The organism is Burkholderia cepacia, assembly GCF_029962485.1.
GTDB lineage: Bacteria > Pseudomonadota > Gammaproteobacteria > Burkholderiales > Burkholderiaceae > Burkholderia.
This window is the reverse complement of record NZ_CP073638.1, coordinates 2,515,557-2,535,880: the sequence shown is the minus strand read 5'-3', so window position 1 is coordinate 2,535,880 and position 20,324 is coordinate 2,515,557. Positions and strand designations below refer to the sequence as shown.

The following is a 20,324-nucleotide window of genomic DNA, read 5'->3' as shown; positions in this document are numbered from 1 at the left end:
GCGACACGACGCGGTCGCAAAACAACGTGACCTGGCGCACGTTGCGACGTGCGCGCTCACCGGCGGGCACCACGCCGGTGCATCGGTCAAACCTTCCGCCGAGTCACCCGCCGCGCGATTTTTTTTCGGCTTGGCCCGCGACTATTGGCGTGTGATAAAGGGTTTTCCCTGACCCGGAGCACGAGTATGTCGACCCTGGAAGCTCTCCGGTTCGTGCTGGACGATGCACGCACCCCCGAAATCATTCGCCACCACGTCGTCGACGCGCTGCAGTACGCGTTGCGCAACTACGGACAGGTGTTCACCGCGAAGGAAATCGAATGGCTGACGCAGTGGGACGATGCGCGTCTGCCACTGGCCGCGAGGAAGGAACTGGACAAGCGCGAACCGGCGATCGCCGCGCGCTGAAAAAAAGCCACCGCGCCCGCTATGTGCGGACGCGGCGGCGGATGACGGTAAGGCTTACTGCAGCCCGAAGTCGACGCGGGTCGTCGCGCCCTTGTCCGAGATGCCCTTCGCGTCGAGCTTCGGCGCGACGACGAACACGCGGCTCGAATCGATCTTCCCGTCGAGGTACTGGCGCACGGCCTGCGCGCGCTGCTGCGCGAGCGCACGCAGCGCATTGTCGTCGGCCGGCGCGTGATCGGCGAGCGCCTGCTTCATGTCCGCGTCGGGCAGCGTCTTCTGCAGGCCGACCAGGTTGCGCGGCTTCTTGAAGTCGGCGGCCTTGTACGCGCGCGTCAGGTACTTCGAGTATTCAGCCTTGTCGACCTTCACCGACATCGGATCGATGCTCTCGCCCTGGCCGACCACGTCCTTCAGCTTCTGCTGGCGCACCAGACGCTCGACGTACGCGTCGCGCAGCCCCGGCGTGTCCTGCGCCGGATCGACGCGGCCGATCAGGTCGAGACGGATCGACGACTTCTCGGTCAGCATCTTCACGACGGTGTCGAGCTTCTTCTGCTGCGCGTCGGTCAGCTCGTACGAGCCCGGCGCGAACTCGACGTAGCCGAGATCCTCGCCGCCGCCGCCGAACGCGTTCGCGAGCAGCGAGAACGGCGACGTGACGGCCTTCGCGATCAGGTTCAGCACCGCGCGCCAGATCAGCCCGCCCACGCTGAATTCCGGATTCGACAGCGAACCCGACACCGGCAGGTTCACGTCGATCTGGCCGCGCGTGTTCTTCAGCAGCGAGATCGCGAGCTTCACCGGCAGCTTCGTCGCGGTGTCGTTGTCGACGTGATCGCCGAACGTGAGCTGGTCGATGAAGATGTGGTTGTTCGCCTTCAGCTGGTCGTTCTCGAGCGCGTAATGCAGGTCGACGTTGAGCTTGCCCTTCGTGATCGGGTAACCGGCGTACTTCGCCGAGTACGGCGTCAGGTTGGTCAGCTCGATGTCGTGCGCCGTGGCCGTCAGGTCGAGCGCCGGCTTCTCGATCAGCGGGTTCACCGAACCCTTGATCGAGATCGGCCCGTTGCCCGCGAGGTTCGCGGCGACGTCGACCGGCGCGGCCGTCGTCGAATCGGTGCCGAACGCGCCGACCGTGCCCTTGATCGCGACGAGGTTCGCCGTGTAGTTCGGCTTGATGAAGTTGTCCGTGTACGTGACGCGGCCATCCTGCAGCACGAGCTGGCCGAAGTGCATCCGCACCGGGTTCTGCGGCGGCGTCGCGGCCTTCACGACCACCGTCGCCGACGCGGCGGCCGGCGCGGACGCCTGCTGCGCGGCCTGGGCCGCGGCCGGCGGCGTCATGCCGGGCGACAGCGGCACCGGCTCGCCCTTGCTCGCGTCACGTGTAAGCGACTGCGCGGGGCCCGACTCCTTCGCGACCACGTCCTTCAGGTTCAGCCGCCCCTGCGCATCGAGCAGCACACGGCCGTAGAAGTTCGAGAACGTCACGCGCGCGGCGTCGACGTCGGTGCCCTTCTCGTCGTAGTTCACCTTCAGGTTCGACAGCGCGAGCGAGCGCCAGCCCGCGAACGGGTCGGACGTCGCCTTGTCGAGCATCCGCACGTCGACCAGCGCGACGTCGCCGCGATAGGTCGCGCGCGGCGTGTCCTTCACCTGCGCGAACGTCAGGTTGCCCTGCGCATTGAGCAGAGCGCTCGCGATCATCGCGTTCAGCGCGCTGCCGAAGTACGGCTCGAACGCCGCGGCGTCGAGGCGGTTGCCGTTGATCTTCAGGCCGAGCTTCAGCGGCTGCGCGGTCACGTCGCCCGTCATGTTCAGCGAGCCCTTGCGGTTCAGCGTCGCCTTCAACTGCACGGGCAGCGGCTTCGTCATGTCGTCGCTCAGCTTCTGCACCGACAGCTCCAGCGGCTTGATTGCCAGCTTCACCGGACGCGGCGTCGACAGGTCGGTGAAGTTCGCGGACGAATCCTTCACGTTCAGTGCGTCGATCCGGTAATGCCACGACGGCGCGGCGGCCACGGCCTTGCGCGCGACCGTGCGCTTCGGCACCGACGCCTGCGCGGGTTCGGCCAGCGACGCGAGGTCGATCTTGCCGTCCTTCAGGCGCTTCACGTCGAGCGCGAGCCCGCTCGCGTCGACGCTCGCGATCTCCGCGGTACGCGTGGCGACGTCGACCTTCGCGATCTTCGCGCTCGCGTCGGGCAGCACGATCGCGGGCGCCTTGCCGTCGGGCGTCGCAAGCTTCAGCGACTTCAGGCTGATCGTGCTGTCGGCGACTTCCGCGGCGAGCGGCGTCTTGCCCCAGTCGGTCTTCGCGTTGACGGTCGCGCCGAGCGTGCCGTCGAGCACGCGTGCGCGCGTCGCCTCGCCGAGGTACGGCTGCAGCGCCGGCAGCGCGAGCGCAGCAATCGTCAGCTTCGTGTCGGCCTGCTTGTCGGCGAGATTGAACGCGCCTTCGGCCGTCACGTCGCCTCCGCGCGACAGCGACGTCGACAGCGTGTATTTCGCGGGTGTCTTGCCCAGCAGCGAGAAGCCGTCGAGCGTCGCGGCGAGCTTCGTCAGCGACATCGCGGTCGGCGTCGCCGGCACGCGGTCGTCGACGTTGACCGTGCCGCCGTCGATCGCGAAATGACGGATCGTCAGGTCGAGCGGCGGCGCTTCCTTCGCGGCGGCGGTTTCGGCCTGCGCGCCGCTGGCTGCGGCGACGGCCGCACCGGAAGCGGCGGCGGCCGGCTTGCCGGCTTCGGCCTTCGGGGCAGCGGCCGGCTGCGCGACGAGCTTCTCGACGTTCAGCACGCCCTGCTTGTCGCGCGCCAGGTCGACCACCGGCTGGTCGATCCTGATCTCGTCGAAGTGCATCGCGTTGCGCAGCGGCTCGAGGCTGGCTGCCGCGACGTGCACGCCGCGCGCGGCGAACAGCGGCGCGGACGCGTGGTCCGTCACCTTCGCATCGTTCAGGTCGACGGTGCCCGACACGCGCAGCGCAGGCGTCTCGCCGCTCATCACGAAATTGACGGCGAGGTTGCTGCTCAGCAGGCCGCTCGTCACGGCCACCGGCAGCTTCGCCGGCACGTACGAGATCAGCTTCGGCACGTCGAGGCGATCGAACTTCAGCGCGATCTCCGATTCGCGCGACTGCGCGAACGGCTTGGTCTTGCCGTCGATCGAGATCGGGCTGCCGTCGAAGCGCGCGCGCAGCTTCGGCTCGACGAAGATGTCGGTCTTCGAGGCCAGCGTCGCGATATACGGAATGCCGAGCGTCCAGTTGTCGACGACGTGCTTTTCATTCAGCAGGCGGTCGTCGAAGTCGATCCGGCCGTCGTTGACCTGGATGTTCGACACCGAGAACTGCGTCGGCTTGCTTGCGGGCTTCGGCGACGGCGCGGAAAACTTCTCGATCAGGTCGGTGAAGTTGAAGCGCTGCGCGTCGTAGCGGACGATGTGAAAGCGCGGCGAATCGAGCCGGATTTCGTTGACGATCGGCGCGCCGCGGAACAGCGACGACCACGACGGCCTGACAACGAGCTTGCCGATGTCGACGAAGTCGCCCTGGCCGCCACGCTCGCCGAGGTGGATGCCGTCGGCTTCGAGGTTCAGCGTGTACGGGTTCAGCGCGATGCGCTGGATCGTGGCCGGCCGGTCGAGCTGCTGGCTCAACTGCTGTTCGGCGACGTGGCGGATCAGCGGCGGCGCCGCGAAGAACCCGAGCAGTCCGAACAATACGAGGAAGATCAGCACGCCGATGCCGATACGCCGGGTCCGGCGCGAGCGTGCAACGCCACCGAGGGCATGGAGGGTCGAGGATACGGTTTCTTTGTCTGCGCTTGCCATGCTTGAATGCCTCGGGAATGGATGCCGGGCCGCGCCGGAGAACCGGGCGGCCGCGCACGCTATCCCGAAAGTATAGGCTCAGGAGGTGACGGTACGGGAGTCGGGCGCCGTCGCGCCCGCCGGTCGGACAGCGCCGCCGGTCATCCGTTCATTTCCGGACGACGACGGGCGGCATCCACGACCCGTCGCTCGCCTGCGGCTTCGGTGCGTACAGGCGCAACGCGAGCGCGAAATCGGTGCGCGGCGCCGGGAGCCAGTTGCCCGCATGCGCGCCGCCCGGCGACGCCGACACGACGATGTCGATCGAGCCGTCGTGGTTGCGGCGCAGCCGGTCGCGATCGCCGAGCGAGCGGCGCGCCGACCCGACGTCGGGCAGCGCGCCGCTCGTCGTGTAGGGCGTGAGCGTCCAGAACGCGCGGGCCGGCGGGAGCGCGCCCGGCGCGAAATGCAGCACGTAGCGGTTCGCGCCGTTCAGCGGATGGCCATCGCTGTCGACGCGGACGACCGCGAGCGTCTCGTCGTCGCGCGTCGCGGTGCCGAACTGCGTGTAGGCCGCGTAGGCGCGCAGCGTGTAGTCCTGGCCGTACTTGCCGGCCGTGTCGCCGATCCAGCTCCAGCCGTTCGCGTTCAGCAGGTTCGACGGCGGCGTCGCGAGCCGCGCGCGCGCCTCGGCGACGCCGGCCGTCGCGGCCGTCAGGCGGTCGCCCGTCCACAGCACCGGGTAGCCGGCCGTCACGCCGATGTCGCCGAGCAGTTCCAGCGCATGCGCGTCGTCGACCGGCGCCGGGTTGTCCTGCAGCGCCTGCGCGAAGCGCGTGAAGAACGCCTTCGGGTCGAGTGCGGCCACCTGCTCGGCCGGCGTGCCGCCGCCCACCGCTTCGGACGGTGCGCTGCCCGCATGGACCGCGACCGACGCGCCGCGCGCGGCGCCTGTGTAAACAGACAGCGGCACCACGCGGATCGCGCGCTGCAGTTTCTTCACGTTCGTCAGGTCGCGCCCGCCGCTCGTCTGCAGCCGTATTTCGAGCCACGCGTTGCCGGACGGCACGTCGACACGCAGCGCGCCCTTCGGCAGCGTGCCCTGCCAGTCCTTCGCGGCGAAGGCAATCGTTTGCGATCGCGCGCCGCCGCGGGCACCGCGCGCCACCACGCTTGACGACGACCACAGCACGTTGGTCCACATGTCGAGCGCACGCGCATCCCAGTAGCGGCCGCGCGTGTCGGGCAGCGTGACGATCACGGGTTCGGCGGCGATGTCGAGCCAGCCGGTCGAGTCGAGGGTATCGACGCCCGGCAGCGGCGGATTGACCGCACCGACAGGCGGCAGCGCCTGCGCATGGCGCAGCGTGTTGAGCGGCGCCTGCCCCGGTTGCGCGCCGTCGCCGCCCGTCGCCGCTTCCTTCGCGACGTCCATCAGCACGAGCGGATACGCATAGACATAGGAGTCGGCGACTTCGGCGCGCATCCAGCCGGTTTTCCGCTGGATCGCGTCCGGTTGCGACGCGCACCCCGTGAGCAACGCCGCCATGGCCAGCGACGCGCACGCGCGCCGCAGAGAAACTGATTCCTGCAGGTTTTCAATCATCGATTACTGGCCGAATATCGTTCTTTTGAGTCAACGCCTTGTTCGTCTCGCGAACGGCGAATGCAAGGCACCCCAGCCTGCCCGGATGCCGTTTCGCTACTTGTCGCAACGGTGGGCGCTGATGTCAGGCCGGTATCATAGCGCCTAAGGGCATCCCCCAATATGCCGAATAACGGGTCGGGCGCTAGTTCGGTTGTCGTCGGGAAGAGCCGTGGCGGCGGGTTCGTGGCCAGCGTCTACAATTGGTGTCACTATTGACACCATTCATGATGGCAAGCGAATGGAAGATCCCCGATCAAATGAGGCGCGAGCCCGCGAGCGTGCGGTTCAACGATCTGTTCAAGGTCTTCGAGACGCATTTCGGAGCGGCCCGCCAATCGGGTTCCGGCCACGCCATTTTCAAGACACCGTGGCGACGCGATCCTCGAGTGAATATCCAGAATGATCGCGGGAAAGCGAACGCGTATCAGGTGCGGCAAGCTCGCGACGCGATCGATCGACTGAAGGAACGGAAATCATGACCCAAGACCACTTTACGTACCGCGTAACGTGGTCCCCGGAGGACGGGGAACACGTCGGCCTCTGTGCGGAGTTCCCGTCTCTTTCGTGGCTCGACGCCACGCCGGAAGGCGCACTCGCGGGCATTCGCCGGCGCGTCGCCGATGTCGTGCGCGATATGACCGCAAACGGCGAGCAGGTGCCCGAACCGATCGCCGACCGCACCTACAGCGGTGAATTCAAGGTGCGCATCCCGCCGCAGGCGCACCGTGCGCTGGTCATCCAGGCCGCCGAGCAAGGCGTCAGCCTGAATCGCCTCGCGAGCGCCAAGCTCTGCGCCTGACCACGTAACGACCGCCCGGCTCACCGTCTGGAAGCCGGGCGTTTGTTTCTGTCGCGTTGTGACACCCTGTGGACATCGACATGCGTCGCGTTGTCGCCGACGCTTGACCTTACCATCATGGGAATGTTGATACTGGAACCATTCGCGGCACGAACCGCGCTTTTGGGGAATCCGACATGACTGAACCACTTGCCTCCGCAGCGCTGCAAACGATCGAACTGAGCGTCGACGGCATGCATTGCGGCGGCTGCACGGGCCGCGTGCAGCGCGCGCTGGCCGCCGTGCCGGGCGTCGTCGATGCGGCAGTCGACCTCGACGCGCAGGCGGCGACGGTCACCGCGCAGGACACGGTCGAGCCCGGCCGGCTCGTCGACGCCATCCGTGAGGCCGGCTACCGCGCCACCGTGCGCGACGCGGCCGTGGAAGCCGTCGCGACCGCGCCTGCGGCAGATGCGCAGCGCGACGAATCGCCGTCCGCAGCCGCCACGCTTCCGCCCGCCGCAACCACGATCGAGCTCGATATTGATGGAATGACCTGCGCGTCATGTGTGTCGCGCGTCGAAAAGGCACTGGCGAAGGTGTCGGGTGTCACGCGCGCGTCGGTCAACCTGGCAACCGAACGCGCCACCGTCGACGCGGCGGCGGGCGTTTCCGCATCGCAACTGGCGGATGCCGTGAAGCAGGCCGGCTATGGTGCGACGCCAAAGGCGCCCGATCTCGCGATCCCGGCCGCCGTACCTGCCACACCTGCCACACCTGCCACACCTGCCACACCTGCCACACCTGCCACACCTGCCACACCTGCCGGCATTGAACTCGACATCGACGGGATGACCTGCGCATCGTGCGTGTCGCGCGTCGAGAAGGCGCTGGCAAACGTGCCGGGCGTCACCCGCGCGTCGGTCAACCTCGCGACCGAACGCGCCACCGTCGACGCGTCGGCCGACGTGTCCGCCGCACGGCTCGCCGAAGCGGTGAAACAGGCCGGTTACGGTGCGACACCGGTCGCCGTCGCCGCGCCGCCTGCAGCCGCTTCGGCCGACCTCGAACTCGACATCGGCGGCATGACCTGCGCGTCCTGCGCCGGCCGCGTCGAAAAAGCGCTGGCCGCCGTGCCGGGCGTCGCGCACGCTTCCGTCAATCTCGCCACCGAGCGCGCGTCGGTGCATGGCGCCGGCGCGCTCGACGCCGCCAGGCTGATCGCGGCGGTCACCACGGCCGGCTACCGTGCATCGCTCGCTGCCGCGCCGTCAGCCGGCGCAACGACCGGCGCCGACGCGCAACCGGCCAGCGTCGCGCAGGACCCCGACGCCCGCAAGCGCCGCGAAGCGGTGCGCGAACGCAACCTCGTGATCTGGTCCGCCGTGCTGAGCGCACCGCTCGTCGCGCCGATGCTCGTCGCGCCGTTCGGCATCGACCTGATGCTGCCCGGCTGGCTCCAGCTCGTGCTCGCGTCGATCGTGCAGTTCGGCTTCGGCGCGCGCTTCTACCGCGCAGCCTGGCACGCGGTGAAAGCGCGCACCGGCAACATGGACCTGCTCGTCGCACTCGGCACGTCGGCCGCGTACGGCTTGAGCCTGTGGATGCTGCTGCGCGATCCCGCGCATCCCGGCCACCTGTATTTCGAGGCGTCGGCCGTCATCGTCACGCTCGTGCGCTTCGGCAAATGGCTCGAATCGCGCGCGAAGCGCCAGACCACCGAGGCGATCCGTGCGCTGAACGCGTTGCGCCCCGACCGGGCGCGCGTCATCGAGCACGGCGTCGAACGCGACGTACCGCTGGCGCAGGTACGCGTCGGCACCCAGGTCAGCATCCGCCCGGGCGAACGCGTCCCCGTCGACGGCCGGATCGTGTCGGGCCGCTCGCACATCGACGAATCGTTGATCACCGGTGAGAGCCTGCCCGTGCCGAAGGACAACGGCGACGCCGTCACGGCTGGCTCGATCAACGGCGAAGGCGCGCTCGTCGTCGCAACCACCGCGATCGGCGCGGAAACGACGCTCGCACGCATCATCCGCCTCGTCGAATCCGCGCAGGCCGAGAAGGCGCCGATCCAGCGGCTCGTCGATCGGGTCAGCGAAGTGTTCGTGCCGGCGATCCTCGGCATCGCGGTGCTGACGCTGGTCGGCTGGCTGATCGCCGGCGCCGGGATGGAAACCGCGATCCTCAATGCGGTCGCGGTGCTCGTGATCGCCTGCCCGTGCGCACTCGGCCTCGCGACGCCCGCCGCGATCATGGCCGGCACGGGCGTCGCGGCGCGGCACGGCGTGCTGATCAAGGACGCGCAAGCGCTCGAACTCGCGCAGCGCACGACCGTGATCGCATTCGACAAGACCGGCACGCTGACCGAAGGCAAGCCGTCCGTGACGGCGTTCGAGGCCGTGGGCGTGCCGCGCGGCGAAGCGCTCGCGCTTGCGGCGGCCGTGCAGCGTCAGAGCGACCACCCGCTCGCGCGTGCCGTGGTCGCCGCGCACGATGCGGACGTTGCCGCACGCGACGTAACGGCACCGCCGGCCGTGGCAGTCGATGCACGCGCGGTGGCCGGACGCGGCGTGGAAGCGCGCGTCGGCGAGCAGTTGCTTGCGCTCGGCAGCACGCGCTGGCGCGACGAGCTCGGCATCGCGGTGCCGCCGGAGCTCGACGTCCGCGCGGCCGAGCTCGAACGCGCCGGCAACACGATCTCGTGGCTGATGCGTGCCGATGCGCCGCGCGCATTGCTCGCGCTGATCGCATTCGGCGACACCGTGAAGCCGGGCGCCCGCGACGCGATCGCGGCGCTGTCGGCACGCGGCGTCGTCAGCGCGCTCGTGACCGGCGACAACCGCGGCAGCGCGACGGCCGTCGCGGCGGCGCTCGGCATCGGCGAAGTGCATGCGCAAGTGTTGCCCGACGACAAGGCGCGCGTCGTCGCCGAGCTGAAGCGCACGCACGGCGGGGTCGTCGCGATGGTCGGCGACGGGATCAACGATGCGCCCGCGCTCGCCGCGGCCGATGTCGGCATCGCGATGGCAACCGGCACGGACGTCGCGATGCACACGGCCGGCATCACGCTGATGCGCGGCGACCCGGCGCTCGTCGCCGACGCGATCGACATCTCGAAACGCACGTACCGGAAGATCCAGCAGAACTTGTTCTGGGCGTTCGTCTACAACCTGGTCGGCGTGCCGCTCGCGGCGCTCGGCCTGCTGAACCCGGTGATCGCGGGCGCGGCGATGGCGTTTTCCAGCGTCAGCGTCGTGACCAACGCGTTGCTGTTGCGGAGATGGAAAGGCCGCGCACGCTGATGCGTGCCGGTGGCGATGGCCGGACGGCAGAATGGCCGTTCGGTTATCTGTCGACAGGAAGGATCGGAAGGATTGACGGCATATGCCGGTTGCGGCGCACCGGATCGGCAATACGTGACGGCCGGTGGATTCAGTCCGATACGACCGGTTTGATCAACGTCGTCGTGATTGGCGCGAAGCCGCACGCACGATACAGCGCACGGGCCGCCGTGTTGTGATTGAAGACCGACAGACCGATCTCGGTGACGCCGTACCGGCGCGCCTCGGCGGCGAGTGCATCGAGCGTGCGTGTGGCCCAGCCCTGGCGGCGCCGGGACGGCACGATGTCGAGATCGTAGATGAACAGCGTGTGGTTCGGCCCTTCGGGTACGATCGCGTACCAAAGGTCGCCCACCGCGTCGCCGCTGGCGCCGTCGATGAGCATCACGAGGGTCTGGCCGGCGGTCAGCAGGCCGTCCGGCAACAGCATGTCGAAACAGGCGCGCGCACGATCGGCAGCGTCTTCGACAGCGTTCTGTCCGGATAAAACGAGATCGCGCGCGTAACCGTCGATGGCTCGCGTGCGGTACGCATGGAATTCGCCGGCCGTCATCGGCCGCATCTGCAGCATGGCCCGGTCACCGTAAAGACAATCGGACTTCCAGTGTAGCGGGACGGTCGCACCGGCGCGCAATGCGGCGGTGGAAAGCGGGCAGGCAGGTGCGGCGAGCGCCGCGCCGAATCAGCGAATCAGCGAATCAGCGAATCAGCGAATCAGCGAATCAGCGAATCAGCGAATCAGCGACGGTACAGGACGATCGGTACGAGGTGCGCACGGCGCACGCGCTCGGCTTCGGCACGACGCGCAGCGTACGAGTATTCGGCGTCGAGGGGCAGGTGCGGCGACACGAACAGGTCGTCGATCTTTTGCAGCAGGGCGAAGATGAAGCTCATGTGAGACTCCTGACAGATGTAGCTAGGGTTTCCCCTTAGATGGACTCCATTCTAAGGGTTTTCCCTGAACTCTGCCAGTGAGCCGCATCAGTTTGCCGCATGTGCGCGACAGCCGATCGCGACCGCGAAACAGCGCCCCTTGCCCCGCAAGGCTTTCATGATAGGGTCAGAGAAATTAACGCGTCCGGCGGGCTCGCTTCGCGACGGCCGCCTCGCGGTTCGCCGTGCGCTGCAGCCGGTCGACTTGCGACAGGAGCGCTTCGTGGTGTTCCTCGAGCGTCATCAGCGTCGCCTGCTGCGTCGACAGATCGGCCGTGAGGCGATCGATCCGCTGCTGCTTGGCGGCCGCGTCCTGTTTCAGGTGCGCGATCTGCCGCGTTTGCAGCACCAGTGCGACGAGCCCGGCCAGCACGACGACGGCCAGCGCCAGCAGCAGGCGATTGACGCGGCGCATCTCGCGATCGGCCGTGCGCTGCAGGCCGTCCACGTCGGCCTGCAGCGCGGCGAACCGGTCGGTCAGCGGGCGCAGGTGCGTATCCGGGTCGAAGACCGGTGCGGCCGGTTGCGCGCGTTCCGCGGACGGCTTCGTCACGAAGGACGCAGCGGAAGCCACCGGCTGCGTGACAAGTGGCGGCGCAACGTCGGACTGCGCGGTAGCCTCACTGGGGATCTCGGAATTCGTGGCCATTGCCGGCTCGGCAGGTTGAACCGGTGTCTGCGGCTCGGCGGGCGCAGCGGCAACGTCCGGCGAGCCGGTCGATTCAACCGCTTCCGGTACCGCGTCGACGCTCGTCGCAGCCGGCGCGGATTTCATCGCCGCCGCTTCGCTTGCGCCGGCACCCGCCCGGCGTTTGCCGCCCGACGATGGGCGGCGCTCCTTCACGGCGTCGCCGGAAGATTTCCCTTCACGGGATTTGACGGCCGCAACCTCGGCTGCGGACTTCGCGACTTCAGCGTCTGCCGCTGGCGATTCGATCAACTTCGCCGCAGCGCCATCGGCCGCTTGCAGCGTGGTCGCCGCCTTTGCGGCGCCGTCGACCGCAGGCGAATCGGCTGCCTTCGCGTCACCACCACCGACAGATGCGCCGTCGACGCTCGCAGCCACACCGCCTACAGATGTCGAAACACCTTCGACCGCCACCACAACCTCCGGCGGCACCGCGCCTTCCGCTGCCGTGTGCCCGGCCGCAGTCGCGCCCTCCGGCGCGATGAATCCGTCCAGCGTGGCCTGTCGCCCGTCCGCGGCGGCCACCGCCTCAGCGTCCGCTACTGCCTCGTCGCGCGCCGCAACCGGCGCACGCTCGCCCGGCTCGAGCACCGGATCGCCGAACAGGTCGAGCGTCCGTTCGTCCCGCGGCGCATCGCTGGCCGGCGCGTTGCCAGGCCGCGCCGTCGCCCTCGCGGACGTGCTGCCCGCGGCAGCGGCCGAGCGCTGGCGGGAACGGGACGACGAACGACTGGAACGGGAGCGGGGGCGAGGCGAGGAAACGGATTCGGTCATGGAAATCGGATGGCGGGGCCCGCAGGCGCGGAGCCGGATGTCGAACGGAATCGGTGGCCGGCCATTGTCGCATGCTCCGTTGCCGATTCAGCCTATTCGTCGCCCGACAGCCCGTTGCCTTCTTCGAAACGCGTGACGCCCTTCAGCGCACGCAGCTTGTCGCAGATCGCCTGGTATTCGAGTTCCGACACCCGCGCGAGCGCGATGCGCACTTCGTCGTGCTCGCCCGTGTCGTCGGCGCGCTGCACGATGAACTGCTTCACGCGCGCACTGTCCGGGCCGAGCGCAGCATGCAGCGAATCGAAGTTCAGCGTGCCGCTCACGACCGTCAGCGCGAGCTGCCGGCGCTGGCGCACCGTGAAATAGCGGCGCTCCAGCGGCTTGATGCCGGCCAGGATGATCAGGATGATGATCGTCGCCGAGATCGACGCGACGTAGAGCCCGCCGCCCACCGCGAGGCCGATCGCCGCGACCGACCACAGGCTCGCGGCCGTCGTCAGCCCGCGCACGATCTCGCCGCGCAGCAGGATCGAGCCCGCACCGAGAAAGCCGATGCCCGACACGACCTGCGCGGCGATCCGCGACGGATCGAGCACGATGTGCTCGCTGCTGCCGAGCACGTCGGCGAATCCGAACGCCGACACGATCATGATCAGCGTCGAGCCGACGCACACCAGCATGTGCGTGCGCAGGCCGGCCGCCCACGACAGGCGCTCGCGCTCGAAGCCGATGACGCTGCCGAGCGCCGCCGCGAGAACCAGCCGCATCACGAGTTCCAGGTTGCTGAGCATCCGATTTCTCTCCTTTTTTGGTGCCGGCCGCGCGGAATGTTTTATCCTTGGCCCCGGCCGCGCCGATCCTCCGGGCCGCGCCGACACGTTTCGACCCAAGCGCTCAACCCCGTCATGCCCGTTTCCGACTCCGCTTCCGCCCAGGCCGCCCAGCTGCGCCACCATTTCGCGCACGTCGTCTTGCCGATCTGGCGGGGTTCAGGGTTCGACCAGACATTGCAACTGCCGTTCGAGGCCGTCGATCCGGCCACCCACGCGCCGCTGCCCGTGACCCGTTATCGCGCAATGGCGTGCGCGCGGCAACTGTTCGTGTTCGCGCAGGCCGGCGACACCGCGCACGCGGCCACGCTGTTCGACGCATTGTGCCGGCGCTTTCGCGACACGCGCCACGGCGGCTGGATCTACAGCGTCGACGCGCAGGGCGCGCCGCTCGATACGACCAAGGACCTCTATACGCACGCATTCATCGTGTTCGCGTGCGCCGCGTGGTATGCGGCGTCGGGCGACGCCGCCGCGCGCGTGGTGGCCGAGGAGACCGCCGCGCTGATCCGGGATCGTTTCGCGCCGCGCCCTGGCGACGCGCTGCTCGACGCGGCGCGCCACGCCGATTTCTCGTCATCCGGCAGCGGGGCGCTGCAGAATCCGCTGATGCACCTGACCGAAGCGTGGCTCGCGGCTGCCGATGCATTCGGCGACGCAGCGTTCGACGATGCGCTCGCGCACACCGCGCAAGCCGTCGAGCGCACGTTCGTCGATACGGCGACCGGCTGCGTGGCCGAGTTGCCGCTCGGCGCGGCAGACAACCGTTTCGAGCCCGGTCATCAGTTCGAATGGTTCTACCTGGTCGATGCGGCCGGCGCGCGGCTCGCGCGAACGGGCCTCCCCGCCGCGCTGTCGCGTGCGTTCACGTTCGCGGAGCAATATGGCGTCGATCCGCAGACGGGCGGCGTCTGCGCGGCGCTCGACGCGCAAGGCGCGTGCGTCGACGGCACGCAGCGGATCTGGGCGCAGACCGAATACCTGCGCGCGCTCGCGACGCACGGCGGCACGCCGGCCTCCGCGCCGCTCGCGCGGCAGATCGAGCGGTTCGCCGCGCGCTTCCTGCATCCGCGCGGCTGGTTCGAGTGCAAGACCGCCGACGGGCAGGTCGCGCGCGCCGACATGCCGTCGACGACGCCCTACCACCTCGCGACCGCCTACGCGGCGCTGCCGGCCGGTTCGTAACCCGTGCCGGCGAACGACGGCGCCGCGCGCTCGCCGCGTGCGGCACGTCCGTCGCCCAACTCGAACACCGACACCGCCTGCATCAGGTGCGCGGTCTGGTCGTTCAGCGACGCGGCCGCTGCCGCGACTTCCTCGACCAACGCCGCGTTCTGCTGCGTGAGCTGATCCATCTGCGTGACGGCCTGATTCACCTGCTCGATCCCGACGCTCTGCTCGACCGACGCCGCGGTGATCTCCGACATCGTCTGCACGACGCGCGTGATCGACGCCGACACCGTCCGCATCGCCTCGCCGGCGCGCTCGACGAGTTCCGCGCCGCCGTTGATCTGCGCGACCGAATCCTCGATCAGCGCCTTGATCTCCTTCGCCGATTGCGCGCTGCGCTGCGCGAGCGAGCGCACTTCGCCCGCGACCACCGCGAAACCGCGCCCCTGCTCGCCGGCCCGCGCGGCCTCGACCGCCGCGTTCAGCGCGAGGATGTTGGTCTGGAATGCGATACCGTCGATCACCGAGATGATCTCCGCGATCCGCCCCGAACTCTGCGCGATGCCGCGCATCCGGTCGATCACGCTGTCGACCACGCCGCCGCCGTGGCTCGTCGCCTCGAGCGCCGCATCGGCCAGCGCGCTCGCCGCACGCGCGCTGTCGGTGTTCTGCCGGACGGTCGCGGTCAGTTCCTCCATGCTGGCGGCTGTTTCCTCGAGCGACGCGGCCTGCGTGCCCGTGCGCGCCGACAGGTCGGCGTTGCCGCCCGCGATCTCGCCCGCGCCAAGGTGGATCGCATCGGACGCGTGGCGCACCGTGCGCACGGTGCCCGCGATACTCGTCTGCATCGTGGCGAGGCCGCGCAGCATCCGGTCGATCTCGAACACGCCGCCCGCACGCACGGCTTCGTCGAGCCGGCCCTGCGCGATCCGCTCGAAATGGCGGCCGGCTTCCTCCAGCGGCGCGACGACCGCGCGCCGCGCGGCCGCGTAGATCGCGGCGCTCGCCGCGAGCATCGCCACCAGCAGCACGATGCCGACCGACTTGAACCAGAGCATGCCGCCGTCGATCGTGTCGAGGGCCGCGCGGCTCGATACGCCGCCGTAGTCGGTGAAGCGGTGCAGTTCGGCGATATAGGCGTCCTGGATGCTTTGCGTCGGCTGGTCGAGGAAGGCCTGGATGTTGTCGGCGTCGAGGAACTGCACGAGTTCGCCCAGCGCGCCGCGCAGCGCACGATAGCGCTCGGTCAGCGCCGCGACGCGCGCACGGTTCGTGTCGTCGACCGCCTGCGCGGCCGTCAGCACGGCGAACGCCTTGTCCGCTTCCGCGAGCGACGCGCCCGCATGGCGAATGATGTCTTCCGGCTTGGGGCCGCCACGCACCATCCGCGTGCCGGCGCGCGACAGGTTGATGCGCGCGTCGAGCAACTGCTCGGTCGCCCGGCTGGCCGCGTCGACCTGCGCGATCGCGACGTTCGACAGGTCGTCGACACCGCTGCGCGTCGACGTGAGCGCCCAGAAGCCGAGCGCTTCGATCGCGAGCAGGAAGAGGCAAAACACGGTCAACACGCCGAGCAGACCCGACGCGAGCTTGATTTTTCCGAACATGGGGGAGATTCCTGGAGAGCGGACGATGAGGCAATGCCCCGGCATTAGCGGCATTTCTTCGTCGGACTTTAGGAACCGAAGGCGGCAAAGTGCGCGTTGCCCGCGCATTCCCGCGGAATCGCCTGCAAACCGGGAGATCTTCGGTATTTGACGCAACAATCTCGGCGCATCGCACCGGAATTTGCGCGAAACGTGGACGAATTTCCTTGCTTATCCGCAGCCCCCTTCCTAGAGTTCAGCGCAAGCGGGCACTCATTTCGAGGGAAGTTCGATGACCGACATCACGGACCACGCGCGCGGCGCATTGCGCGCGCAACCGTTCAGCATGCTGCTGGGCACGGAGCTGATGCACATCGGCGACAACGAAGTGTCGCTGTGTCTGCCCGTGCGCGAAGAACTGCGGCAGCAGCACGGTTTCGTGCACGGCGGCGTCATCAGCTATCTCGCGGACAATGCGCTGACGTTCGCCGGCGCGCTCGTGCTCGGCCCGCGCGTGATCACCGCCGAATACAAGATCAACTACCTGCGGCCGGCCGTGAACGGCACGCTCGTCGCGCGTGCGAAACTCGTTTATGCGGGCCGGCACCAGGCGACCTGCCAGTGTCACGTGTTCGTCATCGACGGCGATCACGAGCGGCTCGTCGCGATCGCGCAAGGCACGATTAACCGCGTCGGCGACGGGAAGATGCCGGATGCGCCGGAAGAGACGGCCTAAAGCGATTGTCGGCACGCCGAACGACGTGCGTGAACTCGAACCCAATCTTTGGACATGGCAGCAAGACCGCGCACATGTACGGTGCGTCCTGCTCTAACGTTTCATCGCGGCAAGATAGACTGCATCGCGCTCACGCCGCCCGACTGCCACGACGAGAACGACGACTTCCGCATCGCGCACTTCGTAGACAAGTCGGTAACCGACGCTGCGCAGCTTGATCTTGTAGCGATCCGGGTGCCCATGCAACTTGGCCGACGGGATGCGAGGATTCTCGAGCCGCTCGGCGAGCTTGGTCTTGAATTGATCGCGAACAGTGCGATCGAGCTTCTTCCACTCCCTCAATGCAGGTTCGAGAAAGGCTAGTTCAAAGGTCATTCAGCTTGACCTTGACGACCTTCTCCTTGGCGCGCGAATCGGCCAATGCATTGTCTTCGATGTCTTCCAGGCGTTCGACCATGGCTTCCCACGTCTTCGCCGGAATGCAATAGAACGCAGGCTCGTTGTGATTCAGAATCGCGACCGGAAAGCCCTCTCCTGCCGCGACCGTCCCCATCGGGTTCCGTTTCAGTTCCGAAACGCTCGCGGTCACGCTGGCCAGAATGGTATGAGGCATGTCGACTCCTTCTTCAACAAGGCATCGATTGTACTCTATTTAATCTAAATTTCGCACCAAAATTAGCACTAATTTTATTCGCCACTGCCGTGCCGACACTCGGTTTTGCAAGCGCCAGACCGAATCGACTTGCACACTACGCCGGATCGGCCCCATCCCCCGTCAACGGCAAAAAGCGCGGCGCCACCCGCGCCCGCACGTTCCCGTTCTCGTCGGTTCGATAGATCCCGCGCGCCACGTTGTGCGGATGCGTGACCGCGTCGGCCACGCTCAGCAGCGGCGCGAAACACGCGTCGGTGCCTTCGAGCAGCGCGCGCCAGTGCGCGGACGGCTGCTGCGCGAACACCTCGGCGAAACGCGCCTTCAGCGCCGGCCAGCACGCGCGGTCGTACTGCGACGCCGGATCGACGTCGGTCAGCCCGAGCCGTTCGACCAGCAACGCATAGAACGGCGGTTCGAGCGCGCCGATCGTCACGCATTCGCCGTCCGCGCAGCGATATACGTCGTAGAACGGCGCATCGTGGAACAGGCTCGGCTGCGCACCGTCGAGTTGCCCGTTCGAGCGTGCCCACAGCGCCAGAGAGCCGAGCATCGACACGATGTCGACGATCGCGCCGTCGACCACACGCCCCGGCCCGCCGCCGCGCACGTCGAACAGCGCGCAGACGATCCCGAACGCGAGCCCGAGCGCGCCGCCCGCATCGCCGACGACGGTCGGCGGCAAGCCCGGCCGGCCGTCGTTCGGTGCCGATAGCGACAGCAGCCCCGTCAACGCGACGTAGTTCAGGTCGTGCCCGGCCGCGGCCGCAAGCGGGCCATGCTGGCCCCAGCCGGTCATCCGCCCGTACACGAGCTTCGGGTTGCGGCGCGCGCAATCGTCGGGGCCGAGGCCGAGCCGCTCCATCACGCCGGGCCGCAGGCCCTCGATCAGCGCATCGGCCTGCGCGATCAGATCGAGCGCGGCCTCACGGCCGGCCGGCGACTTCAGGTCGAGCTCGACGATCGTCTTGCCTTCGCGCAGCAGGTCGCCGTCGCGAGCCCGCAGCGCGTCCGGCGCGCTCGTACGGCCGGACGGGCGCGCGATCAGCGTGATGCGTGCGCCCATCTCGGCAAGCATCCAGCCCGCGAGCGGGCCGGGGCCGAGACCTTCGAATTCGACGATGTGGATGCCGGAAAGCGGCGCGTTCAATGACATGGCGACCTCGCTGAAATGCAGCCGGAACGGGAGCGGCGAAACCTCCCGATTCTATGCGAATGCCCGTGCGCGCCGGCCTCGTCCGGCTAGCCCGCCGCCGCTTCCGGGCGCTGCGCGTCCAGCGCCTCGCGCATCGCCCGCACGATCGCGTCGCGACGCGCGTCGATCCGCTCGACGGGCCCGGCCACCCCCATCGCCAGCGGCAGGCCGTTCCAGCCGTCCGCGATCACCATCGAGATCATCGCGGCGCCCTGCGTGACCGTATGCGCCGAATAGGAATAACCGAGCCGGCGCGTCTGCTCGACCTTGTCGAGCACGACGTCCTCGTCGATCGTCCTGCCCGACTTCCCGATCCGGCGGATGCTGCGCGACACGAGCCGGCGGATCGTGCTGTCCGGCTGAAGACTCAGCAGCGCCCAGCCGAGCCCCGACATGCACATCTCGCGACGCGTGCCGATCGGCGCATAAAACTGGATCGGAATCTTATGCGAGCCCTCGACCGCATCGATGTACTGCACGTACAGGTCGCTCTGCACCGCGATCACGACCGCCTCGTGCGTGCGTAGCGCCAGCCGTTTCGCGACGGCATGCCAGTGCCGCCGGCTGCCGGCCGCCGAATCGACCAGCGCTTCGCCGAGATTGACGAGCCTTGCGGTCGGCGCATATGCGTGGGTCGCATCGTCGTACGCGAGATAGCCGAGCGCCTTCATGCTGGTCAGCAGCGCCGCCGCGCTCGACCCCGGATACCCGCAGCGCGTGGCGATCTCGCGCACGCTCAGCGGCCGCTGCAATGCGCTGAAGAGTTCCAGCACCTCGAACACGCGCGCCGCGCTCTTGACCACGTTTCCGCTCATCCCGTCCTCTCCGCCGCGACCGGGACGGGCCTTCCACATATGTGGAACGGAATTTCCCGCCGCCGACCGTCGTGAAGATACTAGGCTTCGGCCCGCGGCGTGAAGTCCCGCGGCACGGAACACACGGAGACACCATGGCAGCCTTTCTGATCCGTGAACGGCAGGGTCCGATCCTGACCGTCACGATGAACCGTCCCGAAACCCGCAACGCCATTTCGGACACCGATGCGATCGACGCGCTAACCGAATGCTGCGACGACGCGAACCGCGACGAATCGATCCGCGTGCTGGTCCTGACCGGCGCCGGCACGACGTTCTCGTCGGGCGGCAACGTGAAGGCGATGCGCGCGCTCATGGAATCGGACCCGCACGATCTTGCCGCGATCCGGACCAGCTACCGCCGCGGCATTCAGCGCGTTGCACAAGCGTTCCAGCAACTCGAAGTGCCGGCCATCGCGGCGGTCAACGGCCCGGCAATCGGCGCCGGCACCGATCTCGCGTGCATGTGCGACATCCGCATCGCTGCCGACCGCGCGCGCTTCGCCGAGAGCTTCATCGCCCTCGGGCTCGTGCCCGGCGACGGCGGCGCATGGTTCCTGCCGCGGATCGTCGGCGCCGCCGTCGCCGCGGAAATGTCGTTCACGGGCGATGCGCTGGACGCGCAAGCCGCGCTGCGCTGCGGGCTCGTGTCGCACGTCGTGCCCGACGGCGACCTCCTGGCGCACGCACATGAACTGGCCGGGCGCATCGCCCGTCACTCGGGCACCGCGTTGCGCCTGACCAAGCGGCTGCTGCGCGAAGGCCGCCACGCGAGCCTCGACACGTTGCTCGACCTGTCGGCCTCGTACCAGGCGTTCGCGCACGCGACGCCCGAACATCGCGCGGCGGTGAACGCGCTGTTCGCCGCGCGCGGCTGAACCCGCGACGCATCACGGCCGTGCAGCCGGCGCGTGC

Annotated in this window: 18 protein-coding genes; 7 read left to right on the top strand and 11 right to left on the bottom strand. The window is 68.4% G+C overall.

Features of this window, described 5'->3' with window-relative positions; genetic code table 11:
• Positions 1–186 precede the first annotated feature (186 nt).
• On the top strand, positions 187–408 hold the full coding sequence (locus KEC55_RS27835; RefSeq protein ID WP_059238606.1) for a hypothetical protein: 222 nt from the start codon (positions 187–189) through the stop codon (positions 406–408).
• 54 nt (positions 409–462) lie between these two features.
• Here the strand turns inward: KEC55_RS27835 and KEC55_RS27830 are convergent, their stop codons facing one another.
• Both KEC55_RS27830 and KEC55_RS27825 read right to left on the bottom strand, forming a co-directional pair.
• Positions 463–4,242, bottom strand: coding sequence for a DUF748 domain-containing protein (locus KEC55_RS27830; RefSeq protein ID WP_282508314.1), 3,780 nt, complete (start codon positions 4,240–4,242; stop codon positions 463–465).
• A gap of 148 nt (positions 4,243–4,390) precedes the next feature.
• Positions 4,391–5,827, bottom strand: coding sequence for a DUF1254 domain-containing protein (locus KEC55_RS27825; RefSeq protein ID WP_282508313.1), 1,437 nt, complete (start codon positions 5,825–5,827; stop codon positions 4,391–4,393).
• Between the two features lie 266 nt (positions 5,828–6,093).
• Here KEC55_RS27825 and KEC55_RS27820 point away from each other — a divergent pair, with 266 nt between their 5' ends.
• From KEC55_RS27820 to KEC55_RS27810, 3 genes are all read left to right on the top strand, one after another.
• Positions 6,094–6,348 (top strand): toxin HicA, encoded by a 255-nt coding sequence (locus KEC55_RS27820; protein WP_282508312.1) that lies wholly within the window; start codon positions 6,094–6,096, stop codon positions 6,346–6,348.
• The gene (locus tag KEC55_RS27815) at positions 6,345–6,668 is read left to right on the top strand and encodes a type II toxin-antitoxin system HicB family antitoxin (protein WP_282508311.1); all 324 of its coding nucleotides are present in this window, start codon (positions 6,345–6,347) and stop codon (positions 6,666–6,668) included. Before KEC55_RS27820 ends, KEC55_RS27815 begins: the two co-directional genes overlap by 4 nt.
• Before the next feature lie 176 nt (positions 6,669–6,844).
• Positions 6,845–9,952 carry a heavy metal translocating P-type ATPase gene (locus tag KEC55_RS27810; RefSeq protein ID WP_282508310.1) on the top strand — a complete coding sequence of 1,036 codons (3,108 nt, stop codon included), beginning with the start codon at positions 6,845–6,847 and terminating at the stop codon, positions 9,950–9,952.
• 130 nt (positions 9,953–10,082) lie between these two features.
• Here KEC55_RS27810 and KEC55_RS27805 read toward each other — a convergent pair whose 3' ends face one another.
• From KEC55_RS27805 to KEC55_RS27790, 4 genes are all read right to left on the bottom strand, one after another.
• Positions 10,083–10,562 (bottom strand): GNAT family N-acetyltransferase, encoded by a 480-nt coding sequence (locus tag KEC55_RS27805; protein ID WP_282508309.1) that lies wholly within the window; start codon positions 10,560–10,562, stop codon positions 10,083–10,085.
• Between the two features lie 167 nt (positions 10,563–10,729).
• Complete coding sequence (locus tag KEC55_RS27800) at positions 10,730–10,885, bottom strand: hypothetical protein (RefSeq protein ID WP_167361908.1); 156 nt, start codon at positions 10,883–10,885, stop codon at positions 10,730–10,732.
• A 175-nt stretch (positions 10,886–11,060) separates the two neighbouring features.
• On the bottom strand, positions 11,061–12,386 hold the full coding sequence (locus KEC55_RS27795; RefSeq protein ID WP_282508308.1) for a flagellar hook-length control protein FliK: 1,326 nt from the start codon (positions 12,384–12,386) through the stop codon (positions 11,061–11,063).
• Between the two features lie 92 nt (positions 12,387–12,478).
• Entirely contained in the window at positions 12,479–13,177 is a 699-nt protein-coding gene (locus KEC55_RS27790) for an MgtC/SapB family protein (protein WP_282508307.1), read from the bottom strand.
• A 114-nt stretch (positions 13,178–13,291) separates the two neighbouring features.
• Here KEC55_RS27790 and KEC55_RS27785 point away from each other — a divergent pair, with 114 nt between their 5' ends.
• The gene (locus KEC55_RS27785) at positions 13,292–14,401 is read left to right on the top strand and encodes an AGE family epimerase/isomerase (protein ID WP_282508306.1); all 1,110 of its coding nucleotides are present in this window, start codon (positions 13,292–13,294) and stop codon (positions 14,399–14,401) included.
• On the opposite strand, the gene KEC55_RS27780 is transcribed toward KEC55_RS27785, so the two are convergent.
• Positions 14,374–15,993, bottom strand: a complete 1,620-nt coding sequence (locus tag KEC55_RS27780; RefSeq protein WP_282508305.1) for a methyl-accepting chemotaxis protein — start codon at positions 15,991–15,993, stop codon at positions 14,374–14,376. The genes KEC55_RS27785 and KEC55_RS27780 overlap by 28 nt on opposite strands.
• A 271-nt stretch (positions 15,994–16,264) precedes the next feature.
• Between KEC55_RS27780 and KEC55_RS27775 the strand changes: the two genes are divergently transcribed.
• Positions 16,265–16,708 (top strand): PaaI family thioesterase, encoded by a 444-nt coding sequence (locus tag KEC55_RS27775; RefSeq protein WP_011353771.1) that lies wholly within the window; start codon positions 16,265–16,267, stop codon positions 16,706–16,708.
• Positions 16,709–16,801: 93 nt separating this feature from the next.
• On the opposite strand, the gene KEC55_RS27770 is transcribed toward KEC55_RS27775, so the two are convergent.
• The 4 genes from KEC55_RS27770 to KEC55_RS27755 form a co-directional block, all read right to left on the bottom strand.
• Positions 16,802–17,083: a type II toxin-antitoxin system RelE family toxin gene (locus KEC55_RS27770; RefSeq protein ID WP_282508304.1), complete on the bottom strand. Its 282-nt coding sequence runs from the start codon at positions 17,081–17,083 to the stop codon at positions 16,802–16,804.
• On the bottom strand, positions 17,073–17,321 hold the full coding sequence (locus tag KEC55_RS27765; protein ID WP_048023838.1) for a type II toxin-antitoxin system Phd/YefM family antitoxin: 249 nt from the start codon (positions 17,319–17,321) through the stop codon (positions 17,073–17,075). The genes KEC55_RS27770 and KEC55_RS27765 overlap by 11 nt, the downstream gene beginning before the upstream one ends.
• 136 nt (positions 17,322–17,457) lie before the next feature.
• Entirely contained in the window at positions 17,458–18,516 is a 1,059-nt protein-coding gene (locus KEC55_RS27760) for a CaiB/BaiF CoA transferase family protein (RefSeq protein ID WP_282508302.1), read from the bottom strand.
• Positions 18,517–18,602: 86 nt separating this feature from the next.
• A complete protein-coding gene (locus tag KEC55_RS27755) occupies positions 18,603–19,370 on the bottom strand; it encodes an IclR family transcriptional regulator (protein ID WP_282508301.1) in 768 nt (255 codons plus the stop codon).
• Between the two features lie 134 nt (positions 19,371–19,504).
• On the opposite strand from KEC55_RS27755, the gene KEC55_RS27750 reads away from it, so the two are divergent.
• Complete coding sequence (locus KEC55_RS27750; protein ID WP_282508300.1) at positions 19,505–20,287, top strand: crotonase/enoyl-CoA hydratase family protein; 783 nt, start codon at positions 19,505–19,507, stop codon at positions 20,285–20,287.
• Positions 20,288–20,324: the final 37 nt, after the last annotated feature.